The sequence below is a fragment of the Terribacillus sp. 7520-G genome (assembly GCF_002271665.1).
Lineage (GTDB): Bacteria > Bacillota > Bacilli > Bacillales > Amphibacillaceae > Terribacillus.
In genome coordinates, this window is sequence record NZ_NQFP01000050.1 from 1 (window position 1) to 21174 (window position 21174).

General features: G+C 46.5%; 28 protein-coding genes. 24 read left to right on the forward strand and 4 right to left on the reverse strand.

Going from position 1 to position 21174, the window contains the following annotated elements; translation table 11 throughout:
* Positions 1-39: 39 nt before the first annotated feature.
* From CHH53_RS15955 to CHH53_RS15965, 3 genes are read right to left on the reverse strand one after another with little or no spacing between them, the layout of a single operon-like run.
* Positions 40-279, reverse strand: a complete 240-nt coding sequence (locus CHH53_RS15955; protein WP_095217136.1) for a helix-turn-helix domain-containing protein — start codon at positions 277-279, stop codon at positions 40-42.
* Positions 280-432, reverse strand: coding sequence for a YvrJ family protein (locus CHH53_RS15960; RefSeq protein WP_095217137.1), 153 nt, complete (start codon positions 430-432; stop codon positions 280-282).
* Entirely contained in the window at positions 429-989 is a 561-nt protein-coding gene (locus tag CHH53_RS15965) for a sigma-70 family RNA polymerase sigma factor (protein ID WP_095217138.1), read from the reverse strand. Before CHH53_RS15965 ends, CHH53_RS15960 begins: the two co-directional genes overlap by 4 nt.
* Positions 990-1306: 317 nt before the next feature.
* On the opposite strand from CHH53_RS15965, the gene CHH53_RS15970 reads away from it, so the two are divergent.
* The 11 genes from CHH53_RS15970 (at position 1307) to rsmI (ending at position 8584) form a co-directional block, all read left to right on the forward strand.
* Positions 1307-1486: a sigma factor G inhibitor Gin gene (locus CHH53_RS15970; protein ID WP_095217167.1), complete on the forward strand. Its 180-nt coding sequence runs from the start codon at positions 1307-1309 to the stop codon at positions 1484-1486.
* Between the two features lie 71 nt (positions 1487-1557).
* Entirely contained in the window at positions 1558-2979 is a 1422-nt protein-coding gene (locus tag CHH53_RS15975) for an aminotransferase class I/II-fold pyridoxal phosphate-dependent enzyme (protein WP_095217139.1), read from the forward strand.
* Positions 2980-2981: 2 nt separating this feature from the next.
* Positions 2982-3620 (forward strand): dTMP kinase, encoded by a 639-nt coding sequence (gene tmk / locus CHH53_RS15980; RefSeq protein ID WP_369819907.1) that lies wholly within the window; start codon positions 2982-2984, stop codon positions 3618-3620.
* 27 nt (positions 3621-3647) lie between these two features.
* Entirely contained in the window at positions 3648-3977 is a 330-nt protein-coding gene (locus CHH53_RS15985; RefSeq protein ID WP_093728709.1) for a cyclic-di-AMP receptor, read from the forward strand.
* Between the two features lie 18 nt (positions 3978-3995).
* Positions 3996-4433, forward strand: a complete 438-nt coding sequence (locus CHH53_RS15990; protein ID WP_095217140.1) for a YaaR family protein — start codon at positions 3996-3998, stop codon at positions 4431-4433.
* Positions 4434-4457: 24 nt separating this feature from the next.
* Positions 4458-5444 carry a DNA polymerase III subunit delta' gene (gene holB / locus CHH53_RS15995; RefSeq protein ID WP_095217141.1) on the forward strand — a complete coding sequence of 329 codons (987 nt, stop codon included), beginning with the start codon at positions 4458-4460 and terminating at the stop codon, positions 5442-5444.
* 8 nt (positions 5445-5452) lie between these two features.
* A complete protein-coding gene (locus CHH53_RS16000) occupies positions 5453-6277 on the forward strand; it encodes a PSP1 domain-containing protein (protein ID WP_095217142.1) in 825 nt (274 codons plus the stop codon).
* A gap of 15 nt (positions 6278-6292) precedes the next feature.
* Entirely contained in the window at positions 6293-6643 is a 351-nt protein-coding gene (gene yabA, locus CHH53_RS16005) for a DNA replication initiation control protein YabA (protein ID WP_095217143.1), read from the forward strand.
* 73 nt (positions 6644-6716) lie between these two features.
* Positions 6717-7460, forward strand: coding sequence for a tRNA1(Val) (adenine(37)-N6)-methyltransferase (locus CHH53_RS16010; RefSeq protein ID WP_198946066.1), 744 nt, complete (start codon positions 6717-6719; stop codon positions 7458-7460).
* Positions 7447-7731: a GIY-YIG nuclease family protein gene (locus CHH53_RS16015; RefSeq protein ID WP_095217145.1), complete on the forward strand. Its 285-nt coding sequence runs from the start codon at positions 7447-7449 to the stop codon at positions 7729-7731. Before CHH53_RS16010 ends, CHH53_RS16015 begins: the two co-directional genes overlap by 14 nt.
* Entirely contained in the window at positions 7709-8584 is an 876-nt protein-coding gene (gene rsmI / locus CHH53_RS16020) for a 16S rRNA (cytidine(1402)-2'-O)-methyltransferase (protein WP_095217146.1), read from the forward strand. The genes CHH53_RS16015 and rsmI overlap by 23 nt, the downstream gene beginning before the upstream one ends.
* A gap of 38 nt (positions 8585-8622) precedes the next feature.
* Here rsmI and CHH53_RS16025 read toward each other — a convergent pair whose 3' ends face one another.
* A complete protein-coding gene (locus CHH53_RS16025) occupies positions 8623-8901 on the reverse strand; it encodes a transition state genes transcriptional regulator AbrB (protein WP_095217147.1) in 279 nt (92 codons plus the stop codon).
* A 460-nt stretch (positions 8902-9361) separates the two neighbouring features.
* On the opposite strand from CHH53_RS16025, the gene metG reads away from it, so the two are divergent.
* The 13 genes from metG (at position 9362) to CHH53_RS16090 (ending at position 20813) form a co-directional block, all read left to right on the forward strand.
* On the forward strand, positions 9362-11320 hold the full coding sequence (metG, locus tag CHH53_RS16030) for a methionine--tRNA ligase (RefSeq protein ID WP_095217148.1): 1959 nt from the start codon (positions 9362-9364) through the stop codon (positions 11318-11320).
* A gap of 71 nt (positions 11321-11391) precedes the next feature.
* Entirely contained in the window at positions 11392-12162 is a 771-nt protein-coding gene (locus CHH53_RS16035; RefSeq protein WP_095217149.1) for a TatD family hydrolase, read from the forward strand.
* A 10-nt stretch (positions 12163-12172) separates the two neighbouring features.
* The gene (gene rnmV / locus CHH53_RS16040; protein WP_095217150.1) at positions 12173-12736 is read left to right on the forward strand and encodes a ribonuclease M5; all 564 of its coding nucleotides are present in this window, start codon (positions 12173-12175) and stop codon (positions 12734-12736) included.
* Positions 12726-13601: a 16S rRNA (adenine(1518)-N(6)/adenine(1519)-N(6))-dimethyltransferase RsmA gene (gene rsmA, locus CHH53_RS16045; protein ID WP_095217151.1), complete on the forward strand. Its 876-nt coding sequence runs from the start codon at positions 12726-12728 to the stop codon at positions 13599-13601. The genes rnmV and rsmA overlap by 11 nt, the downstream gene beginning before the upstream one ends.
* A gap of 60 nt (positions 13602-13661) precedes the next feature.
* Entirely contained in the window at positions 13662-14540 is an 879-nt protein-coding gene (yabG, locus tag CHH53_RS16050; protein WP_095217169.1) for a sporulation peptidase YabG, read from the forward strand.
* A gap of 183 nt (positions 14541-14723) precedes the next feature.
* Positions 14724-14984 (forward strand): biofilm formation stimulator Veg, encoded by a 261-nt coding sequence (veg, locus tag CHH53_RS16055; protein ID WP_038562465.1) that lies wholly within the window; start codon positions 14724-14726, stop codon positions 14982-14984.
* A gap of 132 nt (positions 14985-15116) precedes the next feature.
* Positions 15117-15293 (forward strand): small, acid-soluble spore protein, alpha/beta type, encoded by a 177-nt coding sequence (locus CHH53_RS16060; protein ID WP_038562461.1) that lies wholly within the window; start codon positions 15117-15119, stop codon positions 15291-15293.
* Between the two features lie 115 nt (positions 15294-15408).
* Positions 15409-16278, forward strand: a complete 870-nt coding sequence (gene ispE, locus CHH53_RS16065; protein WP_095217152.1) for a 4-(cytidine 5'-diphospho)-2-C-methyl-D-erythritol kinase — start codon at positions 15409-15411, stop codon at positions 16276-16278.
* Between the two features lie 54 nt (positions 16279-16332).
* Positions 16333-17145 (forward strand): pur operon repressor, encoded by an 813-nt coding sequence (gene purR / locus CHH53_RS16070; protein ID WP_095217153.1) that lies wholly within the window; start codon positions 16333-16335, stop codon positions 17143-17145.
* A 121-nt stretch (positions 17146-17266) separates the two neighbouring features.
* Complete coding sequence (gene spoVG, locus CHH53_RS16075; RefSeq protein WP_038562451.1) at positions 17267-17563, forward strand: septation regulator SpoVG; 297 nt, start codon at positions 17267-17269, stop codon at positions 17561-17563.
* A 213-nt stretch (positions 17564-17776) separates the two neighbouring features.
* Positions 17777-19138 (forward strand): bifunctional UDP-N-acetylglucosamine diphosphorylase/glucosamine-1-phosphate N-acetyltransferase GlmU, encoded by a 1362-nt coding sequence (glmU, locus tag CHH53_RS16080; protein WP_095217154.1) that lies wholly within the window; start codon positions 17777-17779, stop codon positions 19136-19138.
* 19 nt (positions 19139-19157) lie between these two features.
* Complete coding sequence (locus tag CHH53_RS16085; RefSeq protein ID WP_095217155.1) at positions 19158-20105, forward strand: ribose-phosphate diphosphokinase; 948 nt, start codon at positions 19158-19160, stop codon at positions 20103-20105.
* Positions 20106-20177: 72 nt separating this feature from the next.
* On the forward strand, positions 20178-20813 hold the full coding sequence (locus CHH53_RS16090; protein ID WP_095217156.1) for a 50S ribosomal protein L25/general stress protein Ctc: 636 nt from the start codon (positions 20178-20180) through the stop codon (positions 20811-20813).
* The last annotated feature ends 361 nt before the right edge of the window (positions 20814-21174 follow it).

The window sequence follows — 21174 nt, forward strand, 5'->3', positions numbered from 1 at the left end:
AAAATGAAATCCCTGATCCTTATGTGGATCAGGGATTTTTTATATTGCAGAAATAAGTTGATGTGAAAAATCCCATTGAGGCTCCACCTCTTTGATTTCAAAGCGGTGAATTGCTTTGATTAGCTGGATATACAGCTCTTGTTCCATATCTTCTTTCCATGCATAGGGAGCGCTGCTGCTCAATTTTTTTATCTTGGGCTGGAAACGGATAAGGACAGCTTCCAGCGCAGCTGTATCGTCTTCTTTTGCTCTGATGGTGAGATCAAGCAATGTATTCATTCAATTTCCTCCTTTTTGGATCTGATCTATCAGCGCCTGGAGTGTTTGTTCCAGGCGCTTGATGTTTTGCTCGAGACGTATGAGCAGATAAAACGAGACTACAATGGGGAATCCAAGATTACCGATCATGGAAACAATGCTTTCTGTCGTCATGGTGCATCTCCTTTCGGAAGAGCTGAACGGAGCTTCCCAAGTGCGGCTTTGATCGACTTTGAAACAGCTTGCTGAGAGATATTCAATTTTTCAGCAATCTCGGTATGGGTGAGCTGATGAATGAAATGGAGCTCTAAATAATGTCTCTGCTTTGTAGGCAGCCCTTGAATGGCAATCAGGAGATCCGGGTCATGAATTGCTTGTTCCCATTTGTACGCAGTTGTGTTTTCTTTTGCGACAAGCATCTCCTTTTTTGTGTGTTCCTGTTCTTCGCTTGCTGGCTGATCAAGGATGGTCAATTCCTTGCCTGAAAGTTTCGATGCTTGTTTGCTGTAGTTTCTTGCATAATAGCTAAGGGTCATCGTAAGGTAATTCGTTAGCTGTATTTCTGTATAGAATTGCTGAAAAGCAGCATTTAGCTTTTGCAGGTTAGCCGCAGAAGGATAACGAGTTGCTTGTTCGTATATGGATCGGTGCTGTTCTTCTTTCAGGAAGCCTTGCATCAGGGCTGCATTCGGATGAATTTTATTTTGCTCAGGCTTTTCCTTGCTGCACATGTATGTTCCTCCTTTCAACTAAAAAAACGAACATATGTTCTATTTTAGTGTAAAAAAAATCAGCCTTTTTGAAAAGACTTTTTCGGACAGTCCCAACCTGCTTGTCCATCAGGGCTGTCTGCTGCGGGGAGCATAGGAGAGTTTCCTCCTGTACCCTATAGTTTATAAAAGGGAAGAAGTTCTTCCTATGACAACGTCAATACGTACAAAGCGTACAAACAACATCCCTGAGAGGTGAACATAAACTTAGAATACAAGATTGGCAGGTATGAAGTTCGTTAGTTTAGGAGAAACTAACCTAACGGAGGTGGAGTATGATGAGCAAAAGCTGCTTATGCGGAATTTGTGACCAAGAGAAGCAAGAGGGAATACATCTGTATCGTTTATTTATCTGCAAGGAATGTGAGCAGAAAATCATCCAGACAGAACCGAAGGAAGTACAATATCATTACTTTGTAAAAAAACTTCGGAACTTGAATCAAATGACATTCCACTAAAGCCTGTACAAGGCTTTTTTCTTTCTGTATGTGTGCGTATAATAAATGAAAAAAGCTAAAGGAAGAACAGAATGAATCAGCTGGATACGCCGTTATATGATAGATTGGTACGGTTTGCGCAAATGAAGCCAATCTCGTTCCATGTGCCGGGGCACAAAAATGGAGCGCTCTTTAGAAAAGAAACGTTCCTTCAACATGCAGCATTGCTCGATCAGACGGAGCTGACAGGCTTGGATGATCTGCATGCTCCCGATGATGTGATTGCCGAGGCGCAGCAATTGGCAGCGTCTTATTTCGGTGCACAGCAAACGCGTTTTCTTGTCGGTGGAAGTACTGTCGGGAATCTAGCCATGATATTGGGAGTAATTAAAAGAAATGATCCAGTGCTTGTACAGCGCAACTGTCATAAGTCGATATTGAATGGGCTGGAGCTTGCCGGGGCAAAGCCTATCTTCCTGGCACCAGTGTATGATGGGGAGAAAGAAAGGTATACCCATCCCGCGCAGGAAACGATAAAGGAAGCAATATCCAAGTATCCGGAGGCAAAGGCGCTCATCGTGACGTATCCGGATTATTTTGGCACGGCTTTTGATTTGAGGAAAGCGGTGGAAGAAGCACACAAGCATCATATACCGGTTTTGGTGGATGAGGCTCATGGAGTTCATTTTAGGGCATCAGACACACTGCCTATGAGTGCCTTGGAGACTGGAGCAGATGTAGTCGTCCAGTCTGCTCATAAAATGGCACCGGCCTTCACGATGGCTTCCTATCTGCATATGAATGGCAATTATGTTTCCATTCCTTCTATTGATCGTTATTTGAGGATGCTGCAGTCCAGCAGTCCTTCTTATTTACTGCTGGCATCACTCGATACAGCCAGGAGGTACTTGGCTACCCGTAAGCCTGCGGATATGGAGCACCTTCATCAAGCCGTCGATGCATTGCGAAAGCTGCTTGCTTCATCGGATTTATGGGAGGTGGAAAGACCATCCGGTGATTGGCTGAAGATTGTTTTGCGTGTACGGCCGGAATATCAGCCAAAGCAGGTTGCAGACATGCTGGAAACAGCCGGTATCTTTCCGGAATTGGTTACAAATCGGCATATTCTGCTCGTTCATGGATTGGAAGCAATATCCGAAGACGATTTCAATCGCATTAAAATTGCCATGGACGAGATGGAAGAACCGCTCAAGCATGAGCCTCAGGAAGCTGCCCACCTTTTTTCCGAGCCTATCCAGGAGCTGCGGGTAAGTTATGCAGAGATGGAGGATCGGCAGCCGTTTTTCACGGAGTGGTCCAAGGCTGTCGGCTGTATCGCAGCAGAAGCAATCATTCCTTACCCACCAGGGATACCGGTATTGGCAAAAGGAGAAATCGTTACAAAACAGCATGTGGAAATGATACAATTATGGAAGAACAACAATATCTCTTTTCAAAATGAACGCGTTGAAGAAGGGATGTTCACCTATAGAGGTTTAGAAGAAGGAGAATGATTTTGACAGGATTGTTTATTACGCTTGAAGGCGGAGAAGGTGCGGGAAAAACGTCTGCTATACCGCTACTGGCAGCTCGATTGGAAAAAGAGGGCTACCAGGTGCTGGCTACACGTGAACCAGGCGGGATCGAGATAGCAGAGGCGATTCGCGCGGTGATTCTGGATCCAGCCAATACAAGCATGGATGGCCGCACGGAGGCGCTGCTTTATGCAGCTGCAAGAAGACAGCATCTCGTGGAGAAGGTGTGGCCGGCGCTGAAAAAGGGAATGATTGTACTATGCGATCGTTTTGTCGACAGCAGTTTGGCTTACCAAGGCTACACTCGAGGCCTGGGAATGGAAGAAGTATTGGACATCAATCGATTCGCTGTCGAAAATACCATGCCAGATTTGACATTATTTTTTGATATATCCCCAGAAGCAGGATTGGCGCGAATTTCGGAGAATAAAGGTAGGGAAAAGAATCGATTGGATTTGGAGGCCTTGTCCTTCCATGAAAGCGTCTATGAGGGATATCAGATTCTTCGGGAGCAGTACAAACACCGCTATGTGACACTCGATGCTTCCAAACCGCTTGCCGACGTGGCAGAAGATGCTGTGCAGGAGATCATGGCTTTTTTGCAGGATAAAGAAAAGTAATGGATAAGATTTGGAGGAGGAAATAAGATGAAACTAGTATTGGCAATCATTCAGGATAAAGACAGCAACAGGCTGACAGATGCACTTGGGGATCAGAATTTCAAAACGACCAAGCTGTCCACGACTGGAGGCTTCCTGAAAGCAGGTAATACAACGCTGATGGTCGGGTGTGAGGATGATCAAGTCGATGATGTACTGGATATCATCAAGGATAATTGCAGTCAGCGCAATCAGATGGTGGCGCCGATATCTCCAATGGGCGGCAATGCAGACTCCTATATCCCGAACCCGGTCAAAGTGGAGGTCGGCGGAGCTACTGTTTTCGTACTGCCTGTCGATTCCTTTTTCAAGTTTTAAATAAAGGAGACAATACCGTTGAAAATCGGTCCCGATATACGTGCGCAGCTGGATGCTGCACGTAAGAATACTTCGCAGGCACCAGCCGAGCCCAAAAGATTCCAGGAGCTGGTGCAGTCCCAAAGCAGGAAACTGCAAGGACAGGAATTACATCAGCTGATCACGGACATCACCAAGCAAGGGGAACGGCTCGCGCGAACACGTTCGTTCCGCGAACTTGCTTTGTATAAACGGAAGATCAAAAAATTCATGGAAGATGTCAAGGATAACGGGATGGAGCTGCATCACGAGCATTCCTGGAGCCAGCACGGATCCCGGAAGCTCACGACTGTCCGGCAGATCGATGAGAAGCTGATGGAGCTGACGGAGATCTTGATGGATCAGGAAAAGCAGCAGATCGGCGTTCTTGGTCTGATCGGAGAGATCAAAGGGCTTCTTTTCAATCTATACACATGAAGTAACTGATAAAGGAAGAACATTATGTCAAATTGGGCTGAAATGTCTACGAAACAGCCTGTTGTCAGTAAGATGCTCGTCAACAGCCTGAAACGCGACCGTATTTCCCATGCCTACATATTCCAAGGGTCGCGCGGAACCGGCAAAACAGCATTGAGCCGCTTGTTTGCCAAGAGTATCTTTTGTAAACATCGCACTGGTGCCGAGCCTTGCAATGACTGCAAGGATTGCCGCCGCATCGATTCGGGCAACCATCCCGATCTCCATTGGATCGTACCAGATGGCGCCTCGATAAAGAATGACCAGATACTCCAGCTGCAAAAGGAATTCTCCTATACAGGGATGGAGTCCGATCGCAAAGTATACGTAATGGAAGATGCAGATAAGATGACAGCCAATGCATCCAATCGCTTGCTTAAGTTCCTTGAGGAGCCTGGGGCCCAAACAACAGCGATCCTATTGACGGAAAACAGTCAGGCGCTGCTTCAGACCATACAATCCAGATGCCAGATACTCGCGCTGCAGCCGCTGCATGAAGGGCAGTTCGAGAAATTGCTCATTTCGGAAGGTCTGCCGCAGTCATCAGCCCGGCTTTTGTCCCAGCTGACGCAGAATTATGATGAAGCAATGGAAATTTCCAGTCAAGAGTGGTTTGCTAAAGCGCGAAAACTAGTGGTACAATTAGTAGAAGTGCTGGAAACCAGGCCTAATGAAGCGCTTTTGTTTATCCATAGTCAATGGATGCCTGTGATGAAGGATCGCGAGCTGCAGCAGCTGGCGTTACATCTGCTATTGTTGTGGTTTAAAGATATAATCTATCTTTATGCTGACAGGCCGGATTCCATTATCTATATACAGGAGAAAGACAGGCTTGAAAACAGCCTTCGCCATTGGACGAGGCAGCGGGCCACGGATGCCCTGCAGTCCATTATGGAAGCGAAACGCCAATTAGACCAGAATGTCCATCCTGCACTAGTCATGGAGAAATTAACACTTCAGATGCAGAGGTGAATTGGTAGATGCAAGTCATTGGTGTCCGTTTTAAAAAGGCGGGTAAGATCTATTATTTCGATCCAGGCACACTTTCGATTGCCTTGGACGATTATGTTATTGTAGAGACTGTTCGCGGCGTGGAATTTGGACGAGTTGTGCTTGCAAATAAGCAAGTGGATGAAGAGGATGTTGTCCTTCCTCTGAAAAAAGTCATTCGTATCGCAACAGACAAAGATAAATTCAGCGTAGCTGAGAATACAGAGAATGCTGCGCAAGCACATAAGATTTGTGAGAAAAAGATTCGGGAACATAAGCTTGAAATGAATTTGGTCGACGTCGAATATACATTCGACCGGAACAAGGTCATATTCTACTTCACGGCTGATGGCCGTGTCGATTTCAGGAATCTGGTGAAGGATTTGGCTGCGGTCTTCAAGACACGGATCGAGCTGAGACAGATAGGGGTTCGCGATGAAGCCAAGCTCCTTGGCGGTATTGGTCCATGCGGAAGGATGCTGTGCTGTTCCACCTTCCTGGGGGATTTTGAGCCAGTGTCGATCAAGATGGCAAAGGATCAGAATCTATCGTTGAATCCTGCGAAGATTTCTGGTTTGTGCGGACGGCTGATGTGCTGTTTGAAGTATGAAAATGATGAGTATGAAGAGGCGAAACGTGAGCTTCCGGATTTAGGTGAAGCGATTCGGACTTCTTACGGATCGGGTAAGGTAGTTGGCTTGAACATTTTGGAACGGTTGATTCAGATTGAAGTGCCGGAAAAGGAACGGGTTATCGAGTATACCTTAGATGAACTGATCGAAGAAGGAGTTATCTCAACGCAAGCCATGGATTAATGGGGTGGAGAGACGGTGAATAAGAAGGAAATATTAGAGCATGTCACACAGATGGAAGAGCAAATCGGACAGCTGTACAAGCAATTGGGTGATGTGAAGGGTCATGTGGCGGAGCTATTGGAAGAGAATAACCGTCTGACGGTAGAAAACCATCATCTGCGCAATCGTCTTGATGGCCAAGCTGATCAGGAACAGAAAGCCGGCAGCATTGCCACACCGTCCAAGGAAGCACCGATTGGCGAAGGGTATGATAACCTGGCACGTTTGTATGAGGAAGGGTTCCATATCTGCAACGTGCACTTCGGCAGTCCGAGACGAAATGAAGATTGCTTGTTCTGTTTGACGTTCTTGAATAAGAATAAATGATGTGACGGCCTTTCTTACACTTAGTAGGGAAGGTCCTTTTTTGTAAAAATACGAGAAGGGAATTAACCATATGGTGGAATTAAAAGGAGATGAGCGGCTGGATTACTTGCTTGCCGAAGAAAAGATGCGCATCATCCAGAGTCCGACTGTATTTGCTTTCTCATTGGATGCAGTACTCCTGGCTGATTTTGCCTCGATTCCTCTTTCAAGGGGGAGGATATTGGATTTATGCTCTGGTAATGCTGTGATTCCTTTATTGCTCAGCAGAAGGACGAAAGCACAGATGACAGGTGTCGAGATTCAGGAGCGTCTGTATGACATGGCTGTGCGGAATGTTGCCCTGAATGGACTGGAGGATCAGCTGGAGATGATACATGGTGATTTGAAGGATATGCCGGCTGTCTTGGGAAACGGCCCTTTTGATGCGATAACATGTAATCCGCCTTATTTCAAGACGCCAGGCAAACGGGAGCAGAACATGAATGAGCATTTGACCATTGCCCGTCATGAAATCATGTGCACCCTCGAGGATGTCATCCTGGCCTGCCGGAAACTCGTAAAGCCAGGCGGAAAGGTCAGCCTCGTGCATCGCCCGGATCGATTGCTGGATATCGTCACCTCCATGCGCGAGCAGAAAATCGAACCGAAACGGATGCGGCTTGTTTATCCGAAGCCTGGCAAAGAAGCGAACATCCTTCTGATCGAAGGTGTCCGTAATGGCAGTCCCGGTTTGAAAATCCTGCCGCCGCTGTATTCCCATAAGGAAGACGGGGGATATACGGAAGAACTAGAGGAAATCCTGTATGGCAGCAAGTGAGCATCTCGTCTATATGCTGAAATGCAAGGATGGAAGTCTTTATACAGGATATACAAATGCGCTCGCTAAACGCTTGAAGCAGCACGCTGCTGGTAAAGGAGCAAAATATACAAAAGGCAGGGGTCCCTTTATCCTTGTTTATTTAAGAGGCTTTGATTCCCGGCAGGCTGCCCTTCGGGAGGAATACCGGATCAAACAGCTTCCGAAACATCGAAAGTGGGCTCTCGTCCAGGAAGGAGGAAAGCAGAATGCAATCACAGAAAAGTTTTGAACAACAGGACAAAGGAACGCTGTTCATCATTCCCACGCCGATCGGCAACTTGCAGGATATTACGCTGAGAGCGCTGGAGACTTTAAAACAAGTACATACTGTTGCTGCAGAGGATACACGGAATACCAAAAAATTGTTTAACCACTTTGAAATTTCGACACCGCTCATCAGTTATCATGAGCATAATCGAAAAGCTCGGGAACAGATGCTCCTGGATCTGCTGGGGGAAGGAAAGAATGTCGGTCTGGTCAGCGATGCTGGTATGCCGGCTATTAGCGATCCAGGTCAGGAGTTGGTCCAGGCGTCAGCCGAAGCCGGGTTTCCGGTCGTTGTATTGCCGGGGGCAAATGCAGCGCTCGTCGCATTGGTCGGATCCGGACTTTCGACAGATGCCTATCAATTTTATGGATTCCTCCCGCGGAAGAAGAAGGAACTGACAGGTGAATTGGAGAAGCTTCGAAAAGTGGCAGCGACGCTGATTTTCTATGAAAGTCCGCATCGCTTGAAAGAGACACTGGCTGCCTTGCTGGCTGCCTTCGGTGATAGAAGGGTGGCACTAGGCAGGGAGCTGACAAAGCGGTATGAAGAATTCCTGAGAGGGACATTGCAGGAAGCATTGGATTGGGCAGCCTCTGAAACAGTGAGAGGGGAGTTCTGCCTTGTCGTTGAAGGAGCTTCGGAAGCGGAACAGCTGGAAGAAGAGCAAGCCTTCTGGCAGGAAATGAGTGTACGGGAACATGTCGAATGGTATATGGAAAATGAGGGTTCATCCTCAAAGCAAGCGATCAAGCAAGTGGCTGTGGATCGCCAGCTCCCCAAACGGGATGTGTATCAGGCCTATCATATCGGGTAAATAAAAAGAAAACCGCTCCAAAGCCGGAGCGGTTTTTATTATTTGTTCAGACGTGCTTGAATTTCGTTGATCAGCTCTTCTGCACCTTCGCGGCTAAGAACCAGTTTACCGTTTGCCAAGGACAAGTTATCATCGGAGATTTCACCAGTGATATGGCAAGTCATGTTCGGTTTGTATTTTTTAAGGATGATGCGATCGTCATCTACATAGATCTCCAAAGCATCTTTCTCGTTGATTCCTAGGGTGCGGCGCAATTCGATCGGGATAACAACTCTTCCCAGTTCGTCTACTTTACGTACAATACCTGTTGATTTCATTCATTGTTTCTCCTCTCGGGTGTTTATATATGTTTATTCGTCATTATTCGACAATTTAACTACTGCTTATCGTACCAGTGATTGACATAAGTGTCAATTCAAAAATCTTGAATTCCAGCATGTTGCTGGCAGTAAAAACAGATTAAAGGGAAAATTTTAGGTATTTAATACCATTATTATGGATGCATATGTAAAATAAGTAAGATAAATAGTGAAAAATAAATAGAAAGAAGATAAGGGGATTTGTCGAATGCTCGACATTATTCGACACATTCGATTCATGTGTTGGATTATTACCATAGAAATACGTATATCTGCTTATTTTTTTGTCGCTTTAGAGAAGAAAATTTTTCTGCTGGATTGGAATTTATGACCGAAAGTCGCTACAATAGAGAGTAAGTGTAATAACGATACGAGCGGCTCGCGCTGGTGAGCTTTTTTTATAATGGAGGGTTAGCAGATGCAGAAAGAGAATAAAACATTTTATATTACTACGCCAATCTATTATCCGAGTGGCAAGCTGCACATCGGACATGCCTATACGACAGTGGCAGGTGATGCGATGGCTCGTTATAAGCGTCTGCGCGGATATGATGTCGCGTATTTGACTGGTACGGATGAACATGGTCAGAAAATCCAGCGCAAAGCGGAAGAACAAGGAGTAACGCCGCAGGAATACGTGGATAACATCGTAAAAGATATTAAATCACTCTGGAAGACGCTGGAGATCACGAATACAGATTTCATCCGTACGACTGAACCTCGTCATAAGGAAACTGTACAAAAGATCTTTTCCAGGCTATTGGAACAGGATGATATCTACTTGGATGAATATGAAGGCTGGTATTGTACTTCCTGTGAATCCTTCTTCACCGAGACACAGCTGGAAGATGGCAGATGCCCGGATTGCGGAGGTCCAGTCGATCGCGTGAAAGAGGAATCCTATTTCTTGCGCACGAGCAAATATGCAGATCGCCTGCTGAAATACTATGAGGAGAATCCTGAATTCATCCAGCCGGTGAGCCGGAAAAATGAAATGATCAACAACTTCATCAAACCGGGCTTGGAAGACTTGGCTGTCTCCCGTACGTCATTTGAGTGGGGACCAAAAGTACTTGAGAATCCGAAGCACGTCATCTATGTATGGATCGATGCGCTTACCAATTATATCACGGCATTGGGATATGGCTCCGATGATGACAGCCTCTACCAGAAATATTGGCCGGCCGATGTGCATTTGATGAGTAAGGAAATCGTTCGTTTCCATACGATTTACTGGCCGATCATGCTGATGGCATTGGATCTGCCGCTGCCGAAGAAAGTGTTCGCGCATGGCTGGATCCTGATGAAAGACGGCAAGATGAGTAAATCGAAGGGGAACGTCGTAAGTCCGGTCGATTTGAAGGAACGCTATGGTCTTGATCCGCTTCGTTACTATCTGCTCCGTGAAGTGCCATTTGGAGCAGACGGCGTGTTCACGCCAGAAGGCTTCGTCGATCGCACGAACTTTGACCTGGCCAACGATTTAGGCAACTTACTTAACCGTACGGTAGCCATGATCAGCCAATATAAAGAAGGTATCGTGCCAGCCTACGTTGCTGGGGAGACGGAATTCGAACGGGCATTGGAAGACATGGCAAAACAAACTGTCAAGGAAGTGGAAGAAGGCATGGAGAACATGGAGTTTTCCGTTGTTCTTGCGAAGATTTGGCAGTTAGTAAGCCGTGCTAACAAATATATCGATGAAACGAAGCCTTGGGTGCTGGCAAAAGACGAAGCGCAAGCCGATCGCCTGGGAAATGTGCTGGCTCACCTGGCGGAGGTGCTGCGTCAAGTGGCTATTCTGCTTCGTCCATTCCTTGTCGAAACGCCAGCTAAAATCTTTGCGCAGCTTGGGGTAGAAGAAGCAAGCCAAGAATGGGATACCCTTCTTGCAACAGAAGTGAAAGAAGGCCGTCGAGTGAAGAAGGAAGGCCCGATTTTCCCTCGACTTGATGCAAAGGTGGAAGTGGAAGCGATTAAGAATATGATGAAGGTTCCGGAGCCGGAGAAGAAGGCGAAGCCGAAAGAAGAGCAGGACACTGCAAAGCTTCCGGAAGTGCAGTATGAGGACTTCGCGAAGCTGGAATTGCGGGTTGCGGAAGTCATCGCTGCCGATAAAGTGAAAAAGGCAGATAAGCTATTGAAAATACAGCTTGATTTAGGTACAGAGAAGCGCCAGGTCATCTCTGGTATTGCAGAACATTATGCACCGGAAGAGCTTGTCGGCAAGAAAGTGATTTGTGTGGTGAACCTCAAGCCGGTCAAACTTCGCGGAGAGATGTCCGAAGGGATGATACTTTCCGGCGAAAGTGCGGATGGAAAACTTGCACTGGCAACAGTGGAGCAGGATTTGCCGAACGGATCGATTGTAAAATAAAGAACAAAAAGGGGGAGACGCTTGCACGCAAGCGTTTTTCCTTTTTTAACAGATAGAAAGGACATCGTGCTATGTTATTTGATACACATGCTCATATTAATGATAAGCAATTTGATGAAGACCGGGAAGAGATGCTGCAGCGCGCCAAGGATGCAGGCGTATCGCGCCTGGTCGTGATTGGCTGTGATGCGGAGGGCATCACTTCGGCAATCGATTTGGCAGAGAAATATGACTTCGTATACGCGGCGATCGGCTGGCATCCTGTCGATGCAATCGATATGACCGATGCTGACTTGGAACGTATCGAGGAGCTTGCATCACACCCTAAAGTCGTGGCGATTGGAGAGATGGGGCTGGATTATCATTGGGACAAGTCACCGAAGGACATCCAAAAAGATGTATTGCGGCGGCAGATTCAGCTTGCCAAACGCGTCAAGCTGCCCATCATCATCCATAATCGGGAAGCAACACAAGATATCGTTCCGATCCTGAAGGAAGAAGAAGCCGCCGAGGTCGGGGGTATCATGCATTGCTACAGTGATGAAGCGGATCTTGTACAGGAATTCCTCGATATGAATTTCTATATTTCCCTTGGCGGTCCTGTCACCTTCAAAAATGCCAGGGCACCGAAGGAAGTGGCAAAAATGGTGCCGGCGGATCGATTGCTGATAGAAACGGACTGCCCATATCTGGCGCCTCATCCAAACCGGGGCAAGCGCAATGAGCCTGCTTACGTAAAGCTGGTTGCTGAACAGATTGCTGAACTGCGCGGCATTGAGTATGAGGAATTGGCAGAGCTGACAACCCGGAATGCCGAAAGATTATACAAAATAAGATCATAGAGGGAATAACGTGCAAATTAAAGAAGTGATTGTCGTGGAAGGAAAAGATGATACGGCAAAGATAAACCAAGCGATCCAGGCAGACACAATCGAGACGAATGGGTCTGCCATACATGATGGTATCATTGAACAAATCAGACACGCACAAGCAAAACGCGGTGTCATCATATTTACTGATCCTGATTATCCAGGTGAGCGTATCCGGCATATTGTCTCCCAGGCGGTACCCGGATGCAAGCACGCATTCCTGTCAAAGGACAAGGCGCGTGCCCGCAATAACAAAGGCATCGGTATCGAGCATGCTTCGGCTGAATCAATCCGTGAGGCTTTGGAGCAGGTGTATGAGACGAGTGAAGCCTATATACCGGAAATCTCCAGGGAAGCTGTCATAGCATTTGGCCTCCTTGGCGGACCAAGGGCGAAACAGCGGCGCGAGCAGCTGGGAGAGAGACTGGCGATCGGACATACAAACGGCAAACAGCTTCTCAAGCGGCTTGCCATGTTCCGGATACCAGAGCAGCTGTTCGTCGAAACGATGCAGCAAATCATACAGGAGGAAGACAATGACGAATGAACGGCATATTGCCACCCCGACAAGGACGAAGGAGCTGCTTAAGAAATATAATTTTTCCTTTAAGAAGAGCCTCGGACAGAATTTCCTGATTGATACAAACATCCTGCGCAATATCATCCAGCACGCAGGAGTGACGAAAGATACAGGTGCGATCGAAATCGGACCTGGGATGGGGGCATTGACAGAGCAGCTCGCCATTGCGGCGGATAAGGTATTGGCATTTGAGATAGATCAGCGTTTATTGCCTATCCTGGAAGATACATTGTCTCCATATGACAATGTGAAAGTTGTGAATGAGGATATCCTGAAAGCGGATGTGCAGCAGGAGCTGGAGCATTATTTCGGGGAACAGCAAATAAAAATTGTCGCAAACCTGCCTTATTATATTACAACACCGATATTGATGAATCTGCTTACTCGAAAGCTGCCGATTTCCAGTATCACCGTCATGATCCAAAAGGAGGTGGCCGATCGTATGGCTGCTGCGCCCAACACGAAAAGCTATGGTTCTTTATCGCTTGCTGTTCAGTATTATACGGAAGCCGCTGTCGTAATGACTGTGCCGAAAACGGCATTCATGCCGCAGCCGAATGTGGATTCTGCCGTTCTTCATCTTGAGCTGCGCAAGCAACCGCCGGTTCAGGTGGATGATGAAAAATTCTTCTTTGATTTGATTCAGGCATCCTTTGGTCAGCGCCGTAAAACGCTGCGTAACAATCTGAACAGGCATTTTGCTTCCCGTTTCTCGAAAGAAGAGCTCGAGGATATCATGAGCGAAGCGGGAATCGATGGTACAAGACGGGGAGAATCGCTTGCGATGGCGGAATTCGCTTCCTTGGCGAACACCTTTACAGCCAGATTCTGAACGTTTTTGCCCATCCATCATACGCTGTAGAAGAAAGCTTTGGTGGGTGAGGTGAACGGAATGGATTTGGCGATCGGTGATATCGTCACTAGAAAATCATATCAGCATGATTTATTGTTCCGTGTATCCAGCTTCACGAGTAATAAAGTCATCCTGCATGGAGAGGACATGCGGTTAATCGCCGATGCTCCCCGGGATGACCTGGTGAAGGCTGGGACACGTGAAATAACCAAGCGCAAGAAGACATGGCAGGACAAAGAAGACTACTCCTACCGCCTCTTTCGCCAGGATTACCTGCTGATGAAGGATAAGCGGGATTATGAATCAACCTCAGGTTATCAGCATAGCCCGAATTACTTCCAAATTCCTGCAAAGGTGCTCCACATCGATGGGGATAAGACATATTTGAAAAAATGCATCGATTTTTATCAGCGTTTCGGCATCCAAGTGCATGGCATCCATCTGCAGGAAAAAGAAATGCCGCTCCAAATCACTTCCCTCCTGGAGAAAATCCAGCCAGATATTATCGTCGTTACAGGACATGATGCCTTCCAGAAAAACAAGGGAGATAAATCCGATATCCGAGCCTATCGTCATTCGCAGTATTTTGTCGAAACGGTGAGGGAGGCACGCAGGCTCTATCCCCATTTGGATCAATTGATCATATTTGCCGGCGCTTGTCAGTCCCATTTTGAATCCTTGATACGAGCAGGGGCGAATTTTGCAAGCTCTCCCAGCAGGATCAATATTCATGCCCTGGATCCGGTCTACATTGTCGCAAAGGTCGCATATACCCCATTCATGGAAAAAGTAGGTGTATGGGACGCGCTCCGGAATACATTGACTGGTGAACGGGGGCTTGGCGGAATCGAGACACGCGGATTGCTTCGGACAGGATTGCCTTTTGTTGATCCGGATGAGGTGAATGAGGACGATTAATGGCTGTACTTATCGTAAATCTGCCACTGATGCATAATTTTGTATGGATTTGAAAGAATAAAATGAAATAAGAAACATTTAATCTTTTCATTGACATCAAAATTGGTATGCTGTTATAATAAAAAGTTTTATTTGACTCCATATCTAAAATGTGTTATGATTAGATCAGTGAGGTGGAGTGCAGTGGCTAAAACATTAGTGGAAATTAAGCAGGGTCTGGAAGGACAAATTGGTAAACGTTTAAAATTGAAAGCTAATGGTGGGAGAAAGAAAACCATCGAACGTTGCGGAGTACTTGCGGAAACGTATCCAGCTGTATTCATCGTAGAACTCGATCAGGATGAGAATGCGTTTGAGCGTGTCTCCTATAGCTATGCAGATGTCTTAACCGAAACAGTCGAATTGGATTTTGATACGGATGATTTGAACGAAATTGCAAAATAATGCTTGAAGGAAAGCAGGGGGATATCCTCCTGCTTTTTGTTTTGCCTTATTTACAAAGATCTGACAGGCATAGCATACGGGACGGGACAGAGAATAAGAATGTCGTACAATCTCAGAAGGGAGCTGTTTTCTTTGGGCAGAAGAAGAGGGATCATGTCTGATGCACTGAAAGAGGAAATTGCAAAGGAGCTTGGATTTTACGACACTGTACAGAAGGAAGGCTGGGGCGGCATTCGTTCCCGCGATGCCGGGAACATGGTCAAGTATGCCATTGCCATGGCTGAGCAGTCTATGCGCGATAAGCAATAAGGCGGGGCCCTTCTCTTTTATAAAGAGGAGGGTTCCTTCTTTTTAGGCAGAATAGCCTGCACCTTCTTTTTATGATACAATTTTGAAGAAATTCAACTAAAGTAGGTGACATGGCATGCATTTGCTCGAAAAGGCGCCAGCTAAGATCAATCTTTCGTTGGACGTACTGTATAAACGCCCGGATGGCTATCATGAGGTAGAGATGGTGATGACAACGATCGACCTGGCAGACCGGATAGAGTTAATCGTGTTACAGGAGAACAAGATCGAGATCGAATCGGACAATCGCTTTGTACCGAACGATGAACGTAATCTTGCCTACCGTGCGGCGCAACTGATAAAAGATACATATAACATCGACAAAGGTGTCAAGATATACATAGACAAGCAAATCCCGGTTGCGGCGGGTCTTGCTGGAGGAAGCAGTGATGCAGCAGCCGTCTTGCGCGGTCTGAATACATTATGGGATTTGCAGCTATCGCTGGATACGCTGGCCGAGCTCGGAGCCAAGATCGGATCGGATGTATCGTTTTGTGTATATGGCTCGACAGCATTATCGACTGGACGCGGGGAAAAAATCAAGGAACTCCCGGCTCCGCCAGCATGCTGGGTCGTATTGGCGAATCCCGGTATCGGTGTGTCCACTCAAACCATCTATCAGCAGTTAAAGATTGATACTATCGAGCACCCTGATACACAGGGAATGGTAAATGCCATTGAGCAAGGCGATTTTCAATCCATCTGTGACAAAGTCGCCAATGTACTGGAGCCTGTCACGCTTAAACTTTGCCCGGAAGTGAAGCAAATCAAACAGCAGATGAGTGAAGCAGGGGCAGATGCGGTGCTTATGAGCGGAAGCGGACCGACAGTCTTTTCCCTTGTATCCCAGGAGAGCCGTGCTTACCGAATCTATAACAGTCTCAGGGGTTTCTGCGAGCATGTATATGTTGTGCGGATGCTCGGTGGGCGAACGGAGCTTGATTAAAACCGTACGAGAATGTTATTATCTAACAATAACATTCGGTTTTGAGGTGTAGAGATGAAAAGAAGTGAACGTTTGGTTGCGATGACGAACTATTTGATGACTCATCCGCAGCAATTGGTGTCTTTGCCATATTTCTCGACGACGTACGCTGCTGCCAAATCCTCCGTCAGTGAGGATTTGTCCATTATAAATGATATGTTCCAGCATGAAGGTATCGGGTATTTACAATCTGTTTCAGGCGCTGCAGGCGGTGTTCGCTATATCCCTGTTTACTCGCAGGAGAATAGCGCAGCTTTTATCGAGGAGCTGTGCGATAAACTGGCGGATTCCGACAGACTCCTGCCAGGGGGATACCTATTCATGAGTGATATACTTGGTGAACCAGCAGCGGTGGATAAGATTGGCCGCTTATTTGCAACAGCATTCCACGATCGAGAAATCGATGTGGTGGTGACGGTGGCGACAAAAGGTATTCCGATTGCATATGCTGCTGCCACTTACTTAAATGTGCCTGTTGTCATTGTCAGACGTGATCCAAAGGTGACAGAAGGATCGACAGTCAGCGTGAACTATGTATCTGGATCCTCCAGAAAGATACAGACGATGGTATTGTCCAAACGCAGCATCCCTGATCAAGCCAATGTCTGCATTGTGGATGATTTTATGAAAGCAGGCGGGACCATCAACGGAATGAAGAGTCTCCTGCAGGAATTCAATGCGAACGTTACCGCAATCGGCGTATTGGCGGAAGCGGAAGATGAAGAAGAAGAACGTGTGGTCGAGGATTACACATCGTTGATCAAGATTCAGAATGTCGATGTACGGAATCAGCGGATTGAGGTACAAAAAGGCAACTATTTCAGCTGATGATGCTTTCCCATCCTTTCTCTTATTTTTTTAAAAAAAGTTCTATTTGGAGCAGGAACTTCCAGTCTTATGTAGAATTACTGGTAATAAGTTCTAAATAAGGTAAGGGTGGTGAAGCATAATGGAAGTAACTGACGTAAGATTACGCCGCGTTAATACCGAGGGAAGAATGCGTGCTATCGCTTCTATTACAATGGATCAAGAGTTTGTCGTACACGATATTCGTGTCATTGAAGGGAATAACGGCTTATTTGTCGCTATGCCTTCCAAACGGACACCGGATGGTGAATTCCGGGACGTAGCACATCCGATCAATTCCGGTACACGGAGTAAGATTCAGGATGCTGTACTGCAGGAATACCATCGTGCAGGAGAAGAAATAGAAGTGGAGTATGAGGAAGCGGCCGGCGCTTCTTAATATGGTGCTTAACAGATGGCGGTTGCGTCATCTTTCATACAAGATGTGATTAACAGCTGTTCTAGTATATGGAATGGCTGTTATTTTTATGCATTCAGCACGGGTGGATGGATGCGGAATTATCTCGAATTACGTGAATTCAGGCTCTGATCCTGTTGAAATGACAATTATTTTAAGATATATTTACAGAGGATAAAAGAATGGAGGGTTCGCATGTCAAACCGATATGCAGTCATCCTTGCTGCTGGAAAGGGCACCAGGATGAAATCGAAGCTGTACAAAGTGCTGCATCCTGTGATGGGGAAACCGATGGTACAGCATGTTACTGACCAGTTAAATTCTTTGCAATTAGATAAATTGATTACAATCGTCGGGCATGGGGCAGAGGACGTGAAAGCCCAGCTTGGAGATGCAAGTGATTATGCCCTTCAGGAAGAACAGCTTGGTACAGGACATGCGGTCCTTCAGGCCGAGGCGTTCCTGAAAGACAAAGAGGGTGTGACGGTCGTTTTAAGCGGAGATACACCGCTGATCACAGCCGACACCATTCAAGCATTGCTTGATCATCATGAACAGCAGGGGGCAAGCGCCACAGTGCTGACTGCCAAGGCTCCGGATCCTGCAGGTTATGGACGGGTCATCCGCAGCGAGGCCGGGGAGGTACTCCGCATCGTCGAGCATAAAGATGCCAATGCAGAAGAACTTTTGGTGGATGAAATCAACACGGGTACATACTGCTTTGATAACAAGCTATTGTTCCAGGCATTGCATAATGTTTCGAATGATAATGCCCAAGGTGAGTATTATCTTCCGGATGTGCTGGAGCTGCTGAAAAAGGATAATAAGCTGGTGACTGCCTACCAGACACCGGATTTCGATGAAACGATGGGTGTGAATGACCGCGTGGCGCTTTCCCAAGCAGAGCGCATCATGAAACGCCGTATCAATGAACATCATATGCGCAATGGTGTCACGATCATCGATCCGGATTCGACTTATATCAGTGCTGATGCAGTGATCGAGCAGGATGTCACCATCTTGCCGAACACGATGATCCTTGGTAAGACGGAGATCAAAGAAGATGCTGTCATCGGTCCGAACTCGGAAGTGAAGGATGTCGTAATCGGCAGCCGCACCGTCGTGAAGCAGAGCGTAGCGCATGACAGCGAAATTGGGAATGATGTCAATGTCGGACCGTTCGCTCATATCCGTCCGCAAGCACAGCTTGGGGACAAGGTGAAAATCGGAAACTTCGTCGAAGTGAAGAAATCAGTCATCGCCGATGGAAGCAAAGTTTCGCATCTAAGCTATATTGGTGATGCCGAAGTTGGAAAAGATGTCAATATCGGTTGTGGTACAATAACAGTGAACTATGACGGAAAGAATAAACATCTGACCAAAATAGAGGACAATGCCTTTATTGGCTGCAATACGAATTTGATTGCGCCAGTGACAGTCGGAAAAGGCGCTTTGGTGGCAGCAGGTTCAACCATTACGAAAGATGTACCGGAAGACGCTTTATCGATTGCCAGAGCAAGACAAGAAAACAAAGATTCTTATTTCAAGAATAAATAATTTTGGAGGGTTACTCGACATGCCTTATAATGATCCATCGTTAAAAGTTTTTTCTTTGAATTCCAATCCAGAGTTAGCTAAGTCAATTGCAGACCACATTGGCGTAGAACTAGGTAAAATCACTGTCTCCCACTTTAGCGATGGCGAAATCCAGATCAATATTGAAGAAAGCATCCGCGGCTGTGACGTTTATGTTGTCCAGTCCACTTGTGCGCCTGTCAACCAGCATATGATGGAACTGCTCATCATGATCGATGCATTGAAACGCGCTTCAGCCAAGACCATCAACATCATCATGCCTTACTACGGTTATGCACGTCAGGATCGTAAAGCACGTGCCCGTGAACCAATCACAAGCAAACTGATTGCTGATATCCTGCAGACTGCCGGAGCGACACGCGTTCTGACATTGGACTTGCATGCACCGCAGATTCAAGGTTTCTTCGATATTCCAATCGACCACTTGGTAGGTGTTCCGATCCTATCCGACTATTTCGAGAAAAAGAACCTGGAAGATATCGTGGTTGTCTCCCCTGACCATGGCGGTGTAGTGCGCGCACGCCGTATGGCAGATCGTCTGAAAGCGCCGATCGCAATCATCGATAAACGCCGCCCTCGTCCTAATGTGGCCGAAGTGATGAACATCATCGGGGAAATCAAAGGCAAAACAGCGATCATCATCGATGACATCATCGATACAGCTGGAACATTGACGCTAGCTGCGAATGCTTTAAGAGAAAAAGGCGCAACAGCAGTATACGCAGCGTGTTCCCACCCGGTATTATCCGGTCCGGCAATCGAGCGAATCCAAAATTCACAAATTAAAGAGCTTGTCGTTACAAACTCAATCCCTCTTCCAAAAGAGAAACAAATCGACAATATAACACAGCTTTCCATAGCTCCGCTATTCGGTGAAGCAATCGTTCGTATCCACGAACAGCAATCCGTCAGTATCCTGTTTGATTGATTTTATGTTTAGTACTGAAGTCGTAAGGGAATCATTACCTGTAGATCCGTAAAACTATGGAGGGTGATTACGATGGCAGTAAAACTTAAAGCAGACAAACGAGTTAACCATACGAAATCTTATATTAAAGAATTGCGCGAAGAAGGTATCATCCCGGCAGTCGTGTATGGCAATGGCAAAGAACCTGTCAGTGTCGCAGTGGATAGTATCGACTTACTGAAAACTGTACGTGATGAAGGGAAAAACGCAATCATTTCACTGGATATCAAAGGCGACGCAGTGGATGTCATGCTGCATGATTATCAAACCGACCCTTTGAAAGGCGGTCTTGTGCATGCGGACTTCTATGTAGTCAACATGTCAGAGGCGCGTAATGTGGAAGTGCCGATCCAGCTTGAAGGGGAAGCACCGGGTTCCAAAGAAGGCGGCGTTCTTCAGCAGCCATTATACGATTTGGAAATCAGTGCCAAGCCAAATGATATCCCAGATCAAATCACGGTCGATGTTTCCAAGCTAGGAGTCGGTGACAGCATCAGCGTCGGCGATTTGCCAACGGACGGTGCGTATGAAATCCTGACGGATGCCGATACAACAATCGCTACTGTTACCGCACCAACCGCGGAAATAGAAACAGATGACACCACTACTGGCGATGCGGATGATGTGGAGGCAATCGAAGAAGGATCCAAGAACGATAAAGAAGAATGATTTAAATGAGCTGCACCTAACAAAGGTGCAGCTTTTTCTTTATGTAAATTTTATATGAAGAATCCAGAATAAAGGACTATCCCTTGCTGTGTTAGGGTATCCTATACAAACACCAGGCAAAGCATGTCAAGGATGGGAAAGTAAGCATCCTTGATGTGCTTTTTTTGCAGGCAGGGAGGAATTCCCTTTTCTGTCGGAGAAGGATATAGAGTCGGGGCAGGAATTTCTTTTTGGCGATATAGGCAATGAATCCCTGCATGAGGAAATGCACCTCATTCCGGAATTCCTCACCCATTCCTCCGTTTCTAACCGGTTTCTTCCGCTTTTCGTTTTTTTCGGATTTCTTGATTTTTTGTCTTGG

What these genes read in the sequence shown, in the direction of transcription:
- CHH53_RS16025 (WP_095217147.1), bottom strand. Translation starts at nt 8,901, where the DNA reads ATGAAATCAACAGGTATTGTACGTAAAGTAGACGAACTGGGAAGAGTT.
- CHH53_RS16035 (WP_095217149.1), top strand. Translation starts at nt 11,392, where the DNA reads ATGTTATTTGATACACATGCTCATATTAATGATAAGCAATTTGATGAA.
- ispE (WP_095217152.1), top strand. Translation starts at nt 15,409, where the DNA reads ATGCATTTGCTCGAAAAGGCGCCAGCTAAGATCAATCTTTCGTTGGAC.
- rsmA (WP_095217151.1), top strand. Translation starts at nt 12,726, where the DNA reads ATGACGAATGAACGGCATATTGCCACCCCGACAAGGACGAAGGAGCTG.
- purR (WP_095217153.1), top strand. Translation starts at nt 16,333, where the DNA reads ATGAAAAGAAGTGAACGTTTGGTTGCGATGACGAACTATTTGATGACT.
- CHH53_RS15970 (WP_095217167.1), top strand. Translation starts at nt 1,307, where the DNA reads ATGAGCAAAAGCTGCTTATGCGGAATTTGTGACCAAGAGAAGCAAGAG.
- holB (WP_095217141.1), top strand. Translation starts at nt 4,458, where the DNA reads ATGTCAAATTGGGCTGAAATGTCTACGAAACAGCCTGTTGTCAGTAAG.
- CHH53_RS16090 (WP_095217156.1), top strand. Translation starts at nt 20,178, where the DNA reads ATGGCAGTAAAACTTAAAGCAGACAAACGAGTTAACCATACGAAATCT.
- CHH53_RS15985 (WP_093728709.1), top strand. Translation starts at nt 3,648, where the DNA reads ATGAAACTAGTATTGGCAATCATTCAGGATAAAGACAGCAACAGGCTG.
- spoVG (WP_038562451.1), top strand. Translation starts at nt 17,267, where the DNA reads ATGGAAGTAACTGACGTAAGATTACGCCGCGTTAATACCGAGGGAAGA.
- CHH53_RS16015 (WP_095217145.1), top strand. Translation starts at nt 7,447, where the DNA reads ATGGCAGCAAGTGAGCATCTCGTCTATATGCTGAAATGCAAGGATGGA.
- CHH53_RS15955 (WP_095217136.1), bottom strand. Translation starts at nt 279, where the DNA reads ATGAATACATTGCTTGATCTCACCATCAGAGCAAAAGAAGACGATACA.
- CHH53_RS15960 (WP_095217137.1), bottom strand. Translation starts at nt 432, where the DNA reads ATGACGACAGAAAGCATTGTTTCCATGATCGGTAATCTTGGATTCCCC.
- yabG (WP_095217169.1), top strand. Translation starts at nt 13,662, where the DNA reads ATGGATTTGGCGATCGGTGATATCGTCACTAGAAAATCATATCAGCAT.
- rsmI (WP_095217146.1), top strand. Translation starts at nt 7,709, where the DNA reads ATGCAATCACAGAAAAGTTTTGAACAACAGGACAAAGGAACGCTGTTC.
- metG (WP_095217148.1), top strand. Translation starts at nt 9,362, where the DNA reads ATGCAGAAAGAGAATAAAACATTTTATATTACTACGCCAATCTATTAT.
- CHH53_RS16000 (WP_095217142.1), top strand. Translation starts at nt 5,453, where the DNA reads ATGCAAGTCATTGGTGTCCGTTTTAAAAAGGCGGGTAAGATCTATTAT.
- CHH53_RS16085 (WP_095217155.1), top strand. Translation starts at nt 19,158, where the DNA reads ATGCCTTATAATGATCCATCGTTAAAAGTTTTTTCTTTGAATTCCAAT.
- glmU (WP_095217154.1), top strand. Translation starts at nt 17,777, where the DNA reads ATGTCAAACCGATATGCAGTCATCCTTGCTGCTGGAAAGGGCACCAGG.
- CHH53_RS15965 (WP_095217138.1), bottom strand. Translation starts at nt 989, where the DNA reads ATGTGCAGCAAGGAAAAGCCTGAGCAAAATAAAATTCATCCGAATGCA.
- CHH53_RS15975 (WP_095217139.1), top strand. Translation starts at nt 1,558, where the DNA reads ATGAATCAGCTGGATACGCCGTTATATGATAGATTGGTACGGTTTGCG.